The sequence below is a fragment of the Ruegeria sp. HKCCSP351 genome (assembly GCF_017872535.1).
GTDB lineage: Bacteria > Pseudomonadota > Alphaproteobacteria > Rhodobacterales > Rhodobacteraceae > Ruegeria.
This window is the reverse complement of sequence record NZ_JAEDOV010000005.1, coordinates 220,134-234,280: the sequence shown is the minus strand read 5'-3', so window position 1 is coordinate 234,280 and position 14,147 is coordinate 220,134. Positions and strand designations below refer to the sequence as shown.

At 58.8% G+C, this 14,147-nt stretch carries 13 protein-coding genes; 10 read left to right on the top strand and 3 right to left on the bottom strand.

Going from position 1 to position 14,147, the window contains the following annotated elements:
* Nucleotides 1-14 precede the first annotated feature (14 nt).
* The 4 genes from I9182_RS12585 to smpB all read left to right on the top strand — a co-directional run bounded on the left by I9182_RS12585 (nucleotide 15) and on the right by smpB (nucleotide 2,836).
* Complete coding sequence (locus tag I9182_RS12585; RefSeq protein ID WP_209598536.1) at nucleotides 15-1,031, top strand: P1 family peptidase; 1,017 nt, start codon at nucleotides 15-17, stop codon at nucleotides 1,029-1,031.
* A gap of 113 nt (nucleotides 1,032-1,144) precedes the next feature.
* Nucleotides 1,145-1,558, top strand: a complete 414-nt coding sequence (locus I9182_RS12580; protein WP_209598476.1) for a c-type cytochrome — start codon at nucleotides 1,145-1,147, stop codon at nucleotides 1,556-1,558.
* Nucleotides 1,559-1,758: 200 nt separating this feature from the next.
* On the top strand, nucleotides 1,759-2,301 hold the full coding sequence (idi, locus tag I9182_RS12575; RefSeq protein WP_209505166.1) for an isopentenyl-diphosphate Delta-isomerase: 543 nt from the start codon (nucleotides 1,759-1,761) through the stop codon (nucleotides 2,299-2,301).
* Between the two features lie 58 nt (nucleotides 2,302-2,359).
* Nucleotides 2,360-2,836, top strand: coding sequence for an SsrA-binding protein SmpB (smpB, locus tag I9182_RS12570; RefSeq protein WP_209505165.1), 477 nt, complete (start codon nucleotides 2,360-2,362; stop codon nucleotides 2,834-2,836).
* Here the strand turns inward: smpB and glpK are convergent.
* From glpK to panB, 3 genes are all read right to left on the bottom strand, one after another.
* The gene (gene glpK, locus I9182_RS12565; protein ID WP_209505164.1) at nucleotides 2,833-4,311 is read right to left on the bottom strand and encodes a glycerol kinase GlpK; all 1,479 of its coding nucleotides are present in this window, start codon (nucleotides 4,309-4,311) and stop codon (nucleotides 2,833-2,835) included. The two genes, smpB and glpK, sit on opposite strands and share 4 nt — an antisense overlap.
* A gap of 68 nt (nucleotides 4,312-4,379) precedes the next feature.
* Nucleotides 4,380-5,231: a pantoate--beta-alanine ligase gene (panC, locus tag I9182_RS12560; RefSeq protein WP_209598475.1), complete on the bottom strand. Its 852-nt coding sequence runs from the start codon at nucleotides 5,229-5,231 to the stop codon at nucleotides 4,380-4,382.
* Entirely contained in the window at nucleotides 5,228-6,067 is an 840-nt protein-coding gene (gene panB / locus I9182_RS12555; protein ID WP_209598474.1) for a 3-methyl-2-oxobutanoate hydroxymethyltransferase, read from the bottom strand. The genes panC and panB overlap by 4 nt, the downstream gene beginning before the upstream one ends.
* Before the next feature lie 167 nt (nucleotides 6,068-6,234).
* On the opposite strand from panB, the gene I9182_RS12550 reads away from it, so the two are divergent.
* The 6 genes from I9182_RS12550 (at nucleotide 6,235) to I9182_RS12525 (ending at nucleotide 14,142) form a co-directional block, all read left to right on the top strand.
* Nucleotides 6,235-7,722, top strand: a complete 1,488-nt coding sequence (locus I9182_RS12550; protein WP_209598473.1) for an ABC transporter substrate-binding protein — start codon at nucleotides 6,235-6,237, stop codon at nucleotides 7,720-7,722.
* Nucleotides 7,723-7,787: 65 nt separating this feature from the next.
* The gene (locus I9182_RS12545) at nucleotides 7,788-8,849 is read left to right on the top strand and encodes a hypothetical protein (RefSeq protein ID WP_209598472.1); all 1,062 of its coding nucleotides are present in this window, start codon (nucleotides 7,788-7,790) and stop codon (nucleotides 8,847-8,849) included.
* Between the two features lie 246 nt (nucleotides 8,850-9,095).
* Nucleotides 9,096-10,346 carry a sarcosine oxidase subunit beta family protein gene (locus tag I9182_RS12540; RefSeq protein WP_209598471.1) on the top strand — a complete coding sequence of 417 codons (1,251 nt, stop codon included), beginning with the start codon at nucleotides 9,096-9,098 and terminating at the stop codon, nucleotides 10,344-10,346.
* A gap of 13 nt (nucleotides 10,347-10,359) precedes the next feature.
* Entirely contained in the window at nucleotides 10,360-10,647 is a 288-nt protein-coding gene (locus tag I9182_RS12535; protein WP_209505158.1) for a sarcosine oxidase subunit delta, read from the top strand.
* Entirely contained in the window at nucleotides 10,644-13,589 is a 2,946-nt protein-coding gene (locus tag I9182_RS12530) for a sarcosine oxidase subunit alpha family protein (RefSeq protein WP_209598470.1), read from the top strand. The genes I9182_RS12535 and I9182_RS12530 overlap by 4 nt, the downstream gene beginning before the upstream one ends.
* Complete coding sequence (locus tag I9182_RS12525; protein WP_209598469.1) at nucleotides 13,582-14,142, top strand: sarcosine oxidase subunit gamma; 561 nt, start codon at nucleotides 13,582-13,584, stop codon at nucleotides 14,140-14,142. The genes I9182_RS12530 and I9182_RS12525 overlap by 8 nt, the downstream gene beginning before the upstream one ends.
* Nucleotides 14,143-14,147: the final 5 nt, after the last annotated feature.

Below are 14,147 nucleotides of genomic sequence, written 5' to 3'. Positions count from 1 at the left end.
ATCCCGAGTTCAAGATGATCCCCGGACCAAGAAACCTGATTACCGATGTCCCCGGCCTGAAAGTTGGAAACGCACAGGACGATGCGCTGAAGTCCGGGACCACGGTTCTCACGGCAGATAAACCGTTTGTAGCGTCGGTCCATGTGATGGGTGGGGCACCGGGTACGCGCGAAACCGATCTGCTTGCGCCTGATAAAACCGTCACAGGGGTGGACGCGCTGGTTCTGTCCGGCGGATCGGCCTTTGGACTGGACGCCTGCTCGGGTGTTTCAGATGCGATGCGGGCCGAAGGGCGCGGGTTTCCCGTCGGGTCCGCGAAGGTTCCGATCATTCCCGGCGCGATCCTGTTTGATCTGCTCAATGGCGGTGCAAAGGATTGGGCGGAAAACCCCTATCGTGCGCTGGGGCGAGCCGCTTATCTGGCCGCTTCAAAAGATTTTGATTTGGGGTCCGTTGGGGCGGGCACCGGGGCGTTGGCCGCAATGCAGAAGGGCGGGCTTGGCTCTGCTTCGTCCATTCTGCCTGGCGGGGTCACGGTCGGGGCCCTCGTTGCGGCGAACCCGCTGGGCAGTGTCACAACACCGGGTGACCGGCATTTCTGGGCAGCACCCTTCGAAGCTGGCGATGAATTTGGCGGGCTGGGCCCCGATATGTCGCCGGATCAAAGCCGGATCCGCCCCAGCCGCAAGGCGATGGCCATGAGTCCAACGCAACCCGAACAGACAAACACGACTATCGCCATCGTTGCCACCGATGCCGCATTGACCAAGCCACAATGCAAAAGGCTGGCCGTGGCCGCCCACGACGGAATTGCCCGTGCCATCCTTCCCGCACACACACCCGGAGACGGTGATCTGGTTTTTGGCATCAGTACCGGCGCCCGCCCCATCGCATCCGAGGCCGAGCTGGGCATCATCGGGCATGTGGCTTCGCTGTGCCTGTCCCGCGCCATCGCGCGGGCGATTTTTCTGGCGACTTCGGCAAAAGGTGACCTGTTGCCCTGCTGGGGTGCTGCACATGACTTAAGTTAAGGACAGGCCATTTGTCGCAGTGGCACAGTAGGCGCGCGCGGCAATCTGCGCGTTGACACTTTGTTGCGCCGGGGGTCCATTCGGTGCAGCCAATTTGTATCGGAGCACAAGCTATGAATCGTATCCTCGCTACCGCAATCGCCGGCCTGCTGGCGTTGCCCGCCTACGCCGAAGGCGATGCCGAAGCCGGTGAGAAAGCTTTCAACAAATGCAAATCCTGCCACATGATCGCTGACCCGGCCGGAGAAGTCATCGTCAAAGGGGGCAAAACCGGTCCCAACCTCTATGGTGTCGCTGGCCGCACTGCCGGAACCTACGAAGACTTCAAATATGGCGACAGCATCGTCGCAGCCGGTGAGAAGGGTTTGGTCTGGGATGAGGCGTCCTTTGTGGAATACACGCAGGATCCTAAGGGCTTCCTGAAATCTTATCTGGACGACACCGCTGCCAAGTCGAAAATGACCTTCAAGTTGAAAAGTGGCAGCGAAGACGTCTTTGCCTATATCGTCAGTGTATCAGGTGAATAAACGCTAAAATTGTGCACCCACGCACAAGGACCAAAGGCCGCAGCCCCTGCGGCCTTTGGTGCGATTGATACCAGTGTAGAACAGCGCCACTTTGGTATCTGACGGCAAACCGCAGAGTGTGCCGCAACGCCAAGCCGACCCGGCAACAGCTAAACCCAACATCAGCGCCCGTCAGGCGGATTGGCAACAGGAGAGGACAGATGGGCATTATGATCCCGGCTTGGGTCAATGGTGAATTGACCCCGGTAGACAAACTTGAAGCTCACGAAAAGGGCCTCAAGCACAAGGCCGTGTCGGTGTTTGTCGTTAGGGGCACCGAGATTTTGTTGCAGCGTCGGGCTCTGGGCAAATACCACACGCCCGGCCTGTGGGCGAACACTTGCTGCACGCACCCCGACTGGGACGAAAGCTCCTCAACCTGCGCCGTGCGCCGTTTGAACGAAGAACTAGGGATCACAGGTCTTTACCCTGAATACCGTCACCGTTTGGAATACCACGCCGATGTTGGGAACGGCATGGTGGAAAACGAAGTGGTCGACGTTTTTCTGGCCCATGTGCGCGGACCGCTGAAAATCGCGCCTGATCCGGACGAAGTCATGGATATCCGCTGGATCGACTACCATGACCTGCTGGCCGAAGTGGCCCGCCACCCGGACCGGTTTACACCGTGGCTCAAGATCTACTTGCACAACCATGCGGACACGATTTTCGGCCCGGACCTGATCATTTCAGCCAAATCCTGACGCTCTCCGAAAATCCCTGCCTTGCAAGGGCGGCTCAAGCCGCCTAAATCAACGCGTCATGGCCAAGCAGAAGACAGACCCGAATTACAAGGTAATCGCCGAAAACCGGCGCGCCCGCTTCGATTACGCGATCGAAGAGGACATTGAATGTGGCATCATTCTACAAGGGTCCGAGGTCAAATCCCTGCGCGCGGGCGGCTCGAACATCGCCGAAAGCTATGCCACGGTCGATGACGGAGAGCTGTGGCTGGTCAACAGCTATATCGCGCCGTATGAGCAGGCCAAGATGTTCAAGCACGAAGAGCGCCGCCGCCGCAAACTGCTGGTGTCCCGCAAGCAAATGTCGAACCTGTGGAACGCGACGCAGCGCAAGGGCATGACGCTGGTGCCGCTGGTTTTGTATTTCAACCACAGAGGATTGGCCAAGATCAAAATCGGCATCGCCAAGGGTAAGAAAACCCACGACAAGCGCGAAACCCAGGCCAAGCGCGACTGGTCACGGCAAAAGCAGCGCTTGTTGAAAGATCACAGCTAGAACGCCATCGCCGCCTGTACCGCGCGTTGCCAGCGATCATAGGCCGCGTCGCGTTCGGTTTGCTCTTGCGTTGGCTCGAACCGCCGGTCCAGCGCCCATGTTTCGGCAAAACCGGCCTGATCCGGGTAAATCCCGGCTTTCATACCTGCCAGCCATGCGGCGCCAAGGGCGGTTGTTTCCTGCATAACCGGGCGATCCACCGGGGCACCCAGACAATTTGAAAGACCCTGCATGGTCCAGTCAGATGCACTCATCCCGCCGTCGACGCGCAGGATGACATCCGCCTCGGCCCCCCAGTCGCCCTGCATGGCGTGCCACAGGTCGCGGGTCTGAAAGGCGATGCTTTCCAGCGTGGCGCGGGCAATCTCGGCCCGGCCGGAATTGCGTGTCAGCCCGAACATCGCACCGCGGCAATCTGGCTTCCAGTAAGGCGCCCCAAGGCCCGTGAACGCCGGCACCAGAATCACATGCTGGTTCGGGTCGGCCTGCGCAGCCAGATCACCGCTTTGCGGGGCCGAATCGATGATCTGCAACGCGTCGCGCAGCCATTGCACGGCGGCCCCGGCGATAAAGATCGACCCTTCCAGCGCATAGGTGCGCTGACCATCCAATTGGTAAGCGATTGTCGTCAGCAGGCGGTTTTTCGATTCAACTGGCTGCGCACCCGTGTTCAGCAGCGCGAAACAGCCCGTGCCATAGGTTGATTTCATCATACCGGGCTGGAAACAGGCCTGACCGATGGTGGCCGCCTGCTGATCGCCTGCCACGCCCAGAATGGGGATGTTCCCACCAAGCAAGGTGGTTGCGCCGAAATCCGAGGCGCAATCCTGCACATTCGGCAACATTTGAATGGGTACATCCAGCAACTCGCAAATCTCAGCGCTCCAGGCGCCTTTGTGAATGTCGAACAGCAGGGTGCGGGCGGCGTTGGTGGCGTCAGTGGCATGGACACGACCTTCGGTCAGCCGCCAGATCAGGAAACTGTCGATGGTGCCGAACAGCAACTCTCCGGCCTCAGCCCGCGCGCGTGCGCCTGAAACGGTGTCCAGCAGCCATTTGACCTTGGTGCCCGAGAAATAAGGGTCCAGCAGCAGGCCGGTCTGGGCGGTGACGTCATCTTCACAGCCGGCTTGCTTGTAGCGGGCGCAGATTTCGGCGGTGCGGCGGTCCTGCCAGACAATTGCGTTATGGATGGCCTTGCCGGTGTTCTTGTCCCAGACCACGGTGGTTTCACGCTGGTTGGTGATGCCGATGCCGGTGATCTGGTCAGCCGAAACACCGGCGCTTTCCATCACCTCGCGACACACATGCAGAACGCTGGACCAGATATCCTCGGGGTCGTGTTCAACCCAACCTTCTTGCGGGAAATGCTGGGGAAACTCCTGCTGAGCGGTGCCAACACGGTTCATCTGCCCGTCGAACAGGATCGCGCGCGAGGACGTAGTGCCCTGATCAATTGCCAGAATAAAGGTCATGTCCGCTCTCCCCGGTATCATTTTGCGCGACTTTAGCGCAAACAACAGCGCCGGGGCCAGAGCAGAAATCAGACCGGATCGACGGGAATATTGTCGATCAGGCGGACGCCATCGGCCCATGCCGTGACGAACAAGCGCGCGGGTTTGCTGGCATTGGGCAGGCTTTCCAGCGTCTCGGCGCAGCGCAGATCGATATATTCCACTTCGGTAAAACCGGTGTCCAGCAATGCGGATTTTGCGTCTTGCGCCAGCCCCTCGAAATCCTTGCCCGCGGCAAGTTTTTCCGCCACTCGCCGCATGATCTCGTTCATGCGGGACGCGACCTTTACGCCCTCGGGCGACAACAGCAGATTGCGCGACGACATCGCCAGCCCTGAAGGCTCGCGCACGGTTGGGCAGCCGACAACCTTGATGGGAATGTCCAGATCGCGGGCCATGCGGCGCACCACCAGCAACTGCTGGTAGTCTTTTTCCCCGAAATAGGCTCGATCCGCCTGCGTTTGCAGGAACAGCTTGGCCACTACAGTTGCCACGCCTTCGAAATGGCCGGGGCGAAACGGGCCTTCCATCATGTCGGTCAAACCGGTCACGGATACCGTGGTGGAAAAGCCGTCGGGATAGATTTCCTGAGGGTCCGGCACATAGATCGCATCCACGCCATAAGGGGCCAGCTTTTGGGCGTCTTCATGTTCCGTGCGGGGATAGTTCGCCAGGTCTTCGGGGTTGTTGAACTGCTTGGGGTTCACAAAGATCGTCACGATCACCCGGTCACAGCTATCGTTGGCGGCCTGCGCCAGCGACAAATGCCCTTCGTGCAGTGCGCCCATGGTTGGAACAACGCCGATTACGTCACCTGCACGGTGCCATTCTGTCGTCTTGGTTCGCAGTTCCGCCAGCGAGCGCAGGATCGGCGCGGTCACGTCTTTGGTCCTTTCGCCGGAGCCTGATCAGCAAAGACATGTTCGTCCGCCGGAAATGTCCGCGCACGCACTTCGGCCGCATAATCTGCGATGGCGGCTTCGGCCAATGGGCCGAGCTCGGCATAGCGTTTGACGAATTTGGGTTTGAAGGCGGTGAAAAAGCCGACCATGTCATCGACGACCAGAATCTGCCCGTCGCAACCAGCTGACGCTCCGATTCCGATGGTGGGGATGGCAACCTGTTCGGTGATCCTGTCGGCCAGACCTTGCGGCACTTTCTCAAGCACAACGGAAAACGCGCCAGCCTCGGCCACGGCGCAGGCATCTGCCATCACAGTCTCGGCCTGTTCGTCACGGCCCTGCACCTTGTAACCGCCCAGCGTGTTGATCGATTGCGGGGTCAGACCGATATGCGCCATCACCGGAATGCCGCGCTTGACCAGAAAGCGGATGGTTTCGGCCATCTCGACACCGCCTTCCAGCTTGACTGCCCCTGCACCGGTTTCGGCCATCAGCCGCGCCGCGTTGCGAAACGCCTGTGCCGGGTTTTCCTCATAGCTGCCAAACGGCATGTCGATGACCATCATCGCCGTGCTCAACCCGCGTGCGACGGCCTGACCGTGCAGGATCATCATCTCCATCGTGACACCAAGGGTGGATTCCAGCCCGTGCAAAACCATTCCGACGCTGTCCCCCACAAGAACAAAGTCACAATACGTGTCCATCAGGCGCGCCATAGGCGTTGTGTATGCGGTCAGCGAGACCAGAGGCACGCCGCCTTTTCGGGCGCGAATATCTTCGGCGTTCGGGGCCTTTTTGCGGGCGGTGGCGCTCATGGTTGGCTCCTGCAGGGCTTATGTTGCAGTGCGGCATAGCAGATCGGCCGGGGCCAAAGAAACCCCGGTTGCGCGAACATTCCCTTGATTGACCTCAGGTTTAAAGGAACACTGCCGATAAAACGGCCCGGAAAACATGGGCGCAGATTTTAGTTGGGAGAGTTCACATGACAAAACACGTGCTTCGGACATTCGCGTCGACCGTGGCGATCGGCGCCAGCCTGTTGGCGACGCAGGTTTTGGCCAAATCCGACATCACCATCGCCATGCAGCTGGAACCCCCGCATCTGGATCCGACCAGCGCAGCAGCTCAGGCCATCGATTCGGTTGTCTACACCAACATCTTCGAAGGCCTGACCCGTTTCATGGGCGACGGCTCGGTCGTGCCCGGTCTTGCCGAAAGCTGGGAGATTTCCGAAGACGGCAAAACTTATACCTTCAAATTGCGCGACGGCGTGACCTTCCATGACGGCACGACCATGGATGCCGAGGATGTCAAGTTCAGCCTTGACCGGGCCACAGCCGAAGACAGCGCCAACGCGCAGAAGGCCCTGTTTGCAGGGATCGAAAGCGTCGAGGCCGTGGATCCGCTGACAGTCAGGATCACCCTGGCCGATCCGAACGGCAACTTCCTGTTCAATCTTGCCTGGGGTGACGCGGTGATCGTCGCGCCTGAAAGCATCGAGAACATAAAGACAAACCCGGTTGGCACAGGTGCATTTACCTTTGGCGACTGGGTTCAGGGCGACAGCATAACACTGAATCGCAACCCCAATTATTGGGGCGATCAACCCGCTTTAGAGACTGCGACGTTCAAATTCATTTCAGACCCGACCGCCGCTTTCGCGGCCATGATGGCCGAAGATGTGGACGTGTTCGACAACTTCCCGGCACCGGAAAACCTGCCCCAGTTCGAGGCTGACCCGCGGTTTCAGGTTCTGGTTGGATCGACCGAGGGGGAAACGATCCTGTCCACCAACAACAAACAACCGCCATTCGATGATATTCGGGTCCGGCAGGCGTTGGCCCATGCGATTGACCGGCAGGCCATCATCGACGGCGCCATGTTCGGGTACGGCACCCCTATCGGCACGCATTTTGCGCCACACAACCCCGCTTATGTCGATCTGACGGGCCAGTCCGCGTATGATCCCGAAAAGGCCAGGGCTTTGCTGGCAGAGGCGGGATTTGAAAACGGGTTCGACACAACTCTGCACTTGCCACCGCCATCTTATGCGCGCCGGGGCGGTGAAATCATCGCCGCACAGCTGGCCGAGGTTGGCATCACGGCCGAGATCATCAACGTCGAATGGGCCCAGTGGCTGGAATCGGTGTTCAAGGGCAAGGAATTTGGTCTGACCATCGTCAGCCATACCGAACCGATGGATATCGGCATCTATGCGCGGCCCGACTATTACTTCCAGTATGACAGCATCGACTTTCAGACGCTGATGGAGACGCTAAACACCACCACCGACCCCGAGGAACGGACCCGTCTTCTGGGTGAGGCACAGCGCCTCATCTCGAACGATTATGTCAATGGGTACCTGTTCCAGCTGGCCAAGCTAGGCGTCGCCAAGGCCGGTGTTCAGGGCCTGTGGGAGAACGCACCGACTGCGGCAATCGACCTGACCGCCATTTCCTGGTCTGAATGACATCAGTTTGCTGGGCCTGCTTAACGGGCCCAGTTTCACCATTGCGAAATGCGTTTCTAACGATCATGAAAAGCTTGTTTGCAGGTTTCGTTCTTTTGCTTTTCGCGTCTGTCCTTCCAGGCGCTGTTTTTGCGCAGGGCTTGTTCCAAGGGCAGCAGGATACGCTGGTGGGAACCCCGGACAACCCGCTGAAAGTCGGGGTTGGTATCAAGATCGACCAGATTACCGGTGTCGATCAGCAATCCGAAAACTATGGTGCCGTGGTTGTACTGCGGTTCGAATGGACAGACCCGGAACTGGCGTTTGATGCGGAAAGCCTTGGTCGTGATTTTCGGGTTTTTGAACCGCCCGCTTTCGTGAAATACGCCGCTGAGCTGGATGTGGTAACCCCGGCTTTTGTTATCCATAACCAACAGTCCAATCGATGGATTCATGAATCCGCAGTTGCCGTGCGTCATGACGGTCATGTGACCTTTGTCGAAAAATCCTCGCTGACCTTGCAGGCTCCGCATTTCAACTTTCGCAAATACCCGTTCGATACGCAGGAATTTCACTTCGAGGTCGTATCGGTGTTTCCTTCGCAATTCGTTCACTATCACTCGCTTGATGAATACTCCGGCCTGGGTGATATGCTGGGCGAAGAGGAATGGATACTTGGCAATGCCAGGGCTCTGACGTCAACGACGACCGGTTTGTCGGGCAACGAAAGCGACCGGGTCGAGCTTGTCTTCGAAGGCAACCGGCACCTGACATATTACACCATCCGCATTTTCCTGCCGATGCTGGTGCTGATCACAGTGGGATGGGCGCTGTTCTTTCTGGATGAATACCGGAAACGGATCGAGATCGCAGGCGGCAATCTGTTGGTCTTTGTGGCCTTCAACTGGGCCATTTCCGCTGACTTGCCCAAGCTTGGCTATTTGACGTTTCTGGATTTCATTCTGCAATGCATGTTCCTGATGACAGGAACGATTATCGTCTTCAGCGTGATGCTGCGCAAATTGAAAACGTCCGGTCGGGAAGAGACGGCCAGAAAGCTCGACAATTACGCGATCAAATGGATTTACCCGTTGGGATATGCCGCCATCATCGGCTATGCTGTGTTTGCCTTTCTGATGACGTCTTAGGGGCTGAACCCCACATTCTATGTATTTCTGAAATCGTGTGGATAGCCATGGTCTACCGGCTTTTCTGACCCTAGTCAGCGTTGCGGGACAGGGTGGCGCACACCGCGCGCTGCCAGCGACAGGAAAATCGCAAGATTTGACACGCCCTGCTGATTGCCGTGGTGTCTGATTCAACACAACAGGTGTCGGATTCAAGAGTATCCAATACCCGTTTTTTAGGGGATTCTGAAAAAAAAGGTCCGATTCATGCGATACTCTGGCTTCAAGGTCATCAAAGAGGCTCTTACCGGGCACAAAGGGTGGACACCGGCCTGGCGCGAGCCAGAGCCCAAGCCACATTACGACATCGTCATCATCGGCGGTGGCGGTCATGGCCTTTCAACGGCGCATTACCTGTCCAAGGTATTTGGCCTCCGCAATGTGGCGGTGATTGAAAAAGGTTGGATCGGTGGCGGCAATGTTGGGCGCAATACAACCATCATCCGCTCGAATTATTTGCTGGACGGCAACGAACCTTTCTACGAGTTCTCGCTGAAACTGTGGGAAGGTCTTGAGCAGGACGTAAACTACAACGCGATGGTCAGCCAGCGCGGGATCATCAACCTGATCCACACAGACGCCCAACGCGACGCCTTTACGCGACGTGGCAACGCCATGATCCTGAACGGCGCGGATGCCGAGCTGCTGGATGCCGAACAGGTGCGCAAGGAATGCCCGTTCCTGAACTTCAACGATGCCCGGTTCCCGATCAAGGGCGGGCTGGCGCAGCGGCGCGGCGGCACAGTTCGGCACGACGCGGTGGCCTGGGGATATGCCCGGTCGGCGGACAGCCACGGTGTCGATATCATCCAAAACTGCGAAGTGACCGGTTTCCGTATCGAAAACGGAAAATGTCTGGGCGTTGAAACCTCGAAAGGGTTCATTGGCGCAGGCAAGGTTGGCTGTGCCGTGGCCGGAAATTCAGGGCGTGTCATGGGCATGGCGGGTATGCGGTTGCCAATCGAAAGCCATGTCCTGCAAGCCTTCGTTTCAGAAGGTCTGAAGCCGGTTCTGCCCGGCGTGATCACCTTTGGCGCGGGGCATTTCTATGTCAGCCAGTCCGACAAGGGCGGGCTGGTCTTTGGCGGCGATATCGACGGGTACAATTCGTACGCACAACGCGGCAACCTGCCCGTGGTCGAAGATGTCTGCGAGGGCGGCATGGCCCTGATGCCGATGATTGGTCGCGCGCGCCTGCTGCGGATGTGGGGCGGGATCATGGACATGTCCATGGATGGATCGCCCATCATCGACCGGACCGGCATAGATGGCCTCTATTTCAATGGCGGCTGGTGCTACGGCGGGTTCAAGGCAACTCCGGCGTCGGGGTTTTGCTTTGCGCATCTGCTGGCAAAGGATGAACCGCACCCGACCGCAACCGCCTACCGGTTCGACCGGTTCCGCACTGGCCGCATGATCGACGAAAAAGGCATGGGCAACCAGCCCAACCTGCACTGAGGGGAGCAGCACCATGATCATCCATCATCCCTTGCTGGGCCCGCGTGACAGTTCCGAATTCGTCTATCTGGGAGACGCCTCGTTGATCAACAGGCCCGACTGGCAGGCCGAAGACGCGACCGAAGCGTTTTATGACTACGCCTATCTGCGCGACAATCCAGCCGGCGAACACCGCGAGTTGTGGTTCCATGAGGGGGGCGACCGATCCTGGCTGGTCGTGACCCGCAATACCGCGACACATGAGATTTCCAAAGTGGAACTGGCCCGTGACGTGGCCCGGGCACAGGGGCGCTCCAAATGACTCAAGACAACAGGCTGAGCGGCGGTCAGATCGACCGCACCAAAACCCTGAACTTCAATTTCGACAATCGCAGTTACTCTGCGCATCCGGGCGATACGCTGGCCTCGGCCCTTCTGGCCAATGGCGTGCGCTTGATGGGCCGGTCGTTCAAATACCATCGCCCGCGTGGCGTGCTGACTGCCGGTTCGGAAGAACCCAACGCCCTTGTCGAACTGCGCACCGGCAACCGTCAGGAACCCAACACCCGTGCCACGACCGTTGAGATGTTCGAAGGGCTTGAAGCCCATTCCCAAAACCGCTGGCCCAGCCTGAAATTCGATGCTCTGGCGATCAACGACAGATTCTCGACCTTTCTGACGGCGGGGTTCTACTACAAAACCTTCATGTGGCCTGCCGCGTTCTGGGAAAAGCTGTACGAGCCGATGATCCGCCGCGCTGCGGGACTTGGGTCGTTGTCGATGCAGGAAGACCCCGATGAGTATGACAAGGGGTTTCGGCATTGCGATCTGCTGATTATCGGCGCGGGTCCAGCCGGATTGATGGCGGCATTGACGGCAGGCCGGGCTGGCTCCGAGGTCATTCTTGCGGATGAGGATTTCGCGCTTGGCGGGCGACTCAACAGCGAAACCTTTTCGCTGAACGACGGCGATGCGACCGAATGGGTTAAGCAGAGCGTCGCTGAATTGTCTGCATTGCCCAACGTTCGCATGATGTCGCGCACGACCGTGATCGGTGCATTTGATCACGGCATTTATGGCGCAGTTGAGCGGACGGGCGATCATCTTGCTTCTTTGCCTTCCGGTAAACCGCGGCAGATCCTCTGGCGCATCTACGCCAAACACGCCCTGTTATGTGCTGGCGCGACCGAGCGGCCCATCGCGTTTGAAAACAACGACAGGCCCGGCATCATGCTGGCCAGCGCGTTGCGCACCTATGCAAATCGGTTTGCAACCACGGCGGCGCAACGTGTCGCTATCTTTACGAACAACGATGATGGCCACCGCACCGCTGCGGATTTGCATGCAAAAGGTATCAGGATTGCTGCCGTCGTCGATGTTCGTGACGACGCTCCGACCAGCCATGACTATGAGGTTCTGCAGGGCGCGCAGGTCAGGGACACCAAAGGCCGACTGGGGCTGACCTTTGTCGAGGTTGAGCTGGCAGAAGGGTCGTCGCGCACGCTGGACTGCGGGGCGCTTGGCGTCTCGGGTGGCTGGAACCCCAACGTGCATCTGACCTGCCATCAACGAGGGCGTCCCGCGTGGAACGACGATCTGGCGGCCTTTGTCCCCGGAGCGGACTTGCCGCCTGGGCTGTCCGTCGCGGGGGCGGCAAATGGTGTTATGTCCACCCATGGCGCCCTGCAATCCGGGGCAGAAGGCGCGGCGCAGGCGCTGGGCCTGAAAGGCCCGCTGCCCGATCTGCCTAAGGCCGAGGATACCCCGATCTCGCAGACACCGTTCTGGTATGTTCAGGGTTGCAGCCGCGCGTGGCTGGATCAGCAGAATGACGTGACCGTCAAAGATGTGAAGCTCAGCCATCAGGAAGGGTTCCGCTCGGTCGAGCATTTGAAACGCTACACCACCTTGGGCATGGCCACCGATCAGGGCAAGACATCGAACATGGGCGGGCTTGCGATCATGGCCGAGCTTGCGGGTAAGTCCATTCCGGAAACCGGCACCACGATCTTCCGCCCGCCCTATACGCCCGTTCCGATTGCAACCTTTGCTGGCCGGATGAAAGGCAAGGAGTTTCATCCCACTCGCCTTACCCCGTCACATTACTGGGCCAAGGAACGCGGCGCGGTGTTTGTCGAGGTCGGCAATTGGCTGCGCGCGCAGTGGTTCCCGCTGCCCGGTGAAACCCATTGGCGGGAATCCGTGGACCGTGAAGTGCGCCAGACCCGCGCCTCGGTCGGGGTGTGCGACTGCACCACGCTTGGAAAGATTGATGTTCAGGGTGCGGATGCGGCGGATTTCCTGAACAGGGTCTATTGCAACGGATTTGCCAAACTGGCCGTCGGCAAAACCCGCTATGGGCTGATGTTGCGCGAAGACGGAATTGCGATGGATGACGGTACCGCCGCGCGTCTGGCCGAGGATCATTTCGTGGTCACCACCACGACCGCCAATGCGGTCAAGGTCTACCAGCATATGGAATTTGTCCGGCAATGCCTGTTCCCGGACATGGATGTACAGCTGATCTCGACCACCGAAGCCTGGGCACAATACGCGGTAGCCGGACCCAATTCGCGCAAACTGCTGCAAAAGATCGTGGACCCCGATTTCGACATCTCGAACGAAGGCTTCCCGTTCATGGCTTGCGGCAACATCACCGTATGCGGCGGGTTGCGGGCGCGGTTGTTCCGGATTTCCTTCTCGGGCGAATTGGCATTTGAAATCGCGGTTCCATCGCGATACGGCGACGCGCTGATGCGGCGGTTGATGCAGGAAGGCGGCGAGTTCGACGTCGTACCCTACGGCACCGAAGCGCTGGGCGTCATGCGGATCGAAAAGGGTCACGCCGCAGGCAACGAGTTGAACGGAACCACCACCGCCCTGAACCTTGGAATGGGTCGGATGGTATCCAAGAATAAAGACAGCATCGGCTCAATCCTGTCCGAGCGTGAAGGGCTGAACGAACCAGGCGCTTTGATGATGGTTGGCATCAAGCCTGTGAACGCTGGCGACAAGGTAACCGCCGGAGGGCATCTGATGGATGCCACGGGTCCCGTGGATGCTGCCCATGATCAGGGCTATGTCACATCGGCGGCATTTTCGCCGTCGCTGGACAGCCATATCGGCCTTGGCTTTTTGAAAAACGGCGGCACACGTCAGGGCGAAAAGATGCGCCTTGTGTCGCCAGTGACCGATCTGACGGTCGAGGTTGAAATCGTCTCGGCCCATTTCGTCGACCCCGAGGGAGAACGGCTCCGTGCATGATCTTGTAGCAATAACCGCGCTGGGTGGAACCGAACCCAAGATCGACAGGGTCGGAAGCGTGACCTGTACCGAAACTCCGGGTGTGGCGCTGGCCTCGGTCGCCGCTCGGCAGCGTCGGGAAGACAAAACCCGGAGCGCCGTATCCCAATTGATCGGCGCTGAAACGCCCGCCGTCGGGCAATTTACCGGCGGGCCGATCATTGCCTTCTGGACCGGGCCTGATCAATGGATGATCGAAGCGCCTTTTGAAACGCATGAAGATCTGGCGCATCTGGTGAAAGAAAACACTGGGGACACCGCATCGGTTTCCGAACAGACAGACGCATGGGTCAGGTTTGATCTGGACGGAGAGGGCGTGTTGGCAGTGCTGGAATTGCTAAGCAGTCTGGATTGCCGAAAAATGGCGGCCGGTGCCGCATCCCGCACGTCTATCCATCACCTGGGGTGTTTCGTCCTGTGCCGTGCTTCTGGTTCGTTCAGCGTCTACGGGCCAAGATCGTCCGCCGGGTCACTGCATCATGCGATTGTGGCCGCAATGAAATCGGCGCTTTGAAGGCA

What these genes read in the sequence shown, in the direction of transcription:
- I9182_RS12540 (WP_209598471.1), top strand. Translation starts at nt 9,096, where the DNA reads ATGCGATACTCTGGCTTCAAGGTCATCAAAGAGGCTCTTACCGGGCAC.
- I9182_RS12530 (WP_209598470.1), top strand. Translation starts at nt 10,644, where the DNA reads ATGACTCAAGACAACAGGCTGAGCGGCGGTCAGATCGACCGCACCAAA.
- I9182_RS12580 (WP_209598476.1), top strand. Translation starts at nt 1,145, where the DNA reads ATGAATCGTATCCTCGCTACCGCAATCGCCGGCCTGCTGGCGTTGCCC.
- I9182_RS12550 (WP_209598473.1), top strand. Translation starts at nt 6,235, where the DNA reads ATGACAAAACACGTGCTTCGGACATTCGCGTCGACCGTGGCGATCGGC.
- idi (WP_209505166.1), top strand. Translation starts at nt 1,759, where the DNA reads ATGGGCATTATGATCCCGGCTTGGGTCAATGGTGAATTGACCCCGGTA.
- I9182_RS12545 (WP_209598472.1), top strand. Translation starts at nt 7,788, where the DNA reads ATGAAAAGCTTGTTTGCAGGTTTCGTTCTTTTGCTTTTCGCGTCTGTC.
- smpB (WP_209505165.1), top strand. Translation starts at nt 2,360, where the DNA reads ATGGCCAAGCAGAAGACAGACCCGAATTACAAGGTAATCGCCGAAAAC.
- glpK (WP_209505164.1), bottom strand. Translation starts at nt 4,311, where the DNA reads ATGACCTTTATTCTGGCAATTGATCAGGGCACTACGTCCTCGCGCGCG.
- I9182_RS12535 (WP_209505158.1), top strand. Translation starts at nt 10,360, where the DNA reads ATGATCATCCATCATCCCTTGCTGGGCCCGCGTGACAGTTCCGAATTC.
- panB (WP_209598474.1), bottom strand. Translation starts at nt 6,067, where the DNA reads ATGAGCGCCACCGCCCGCAAAAAGGCCCCGAACGCCGAAGATATTCGC.
- I9182_RS12585 (WP_209598536.1), top strand. Translation starts at nt 15, where the DNA reads ATGATCCCCGGACCAAGAAACCTGATTACCGATGTCCCCGGCCTGAAA.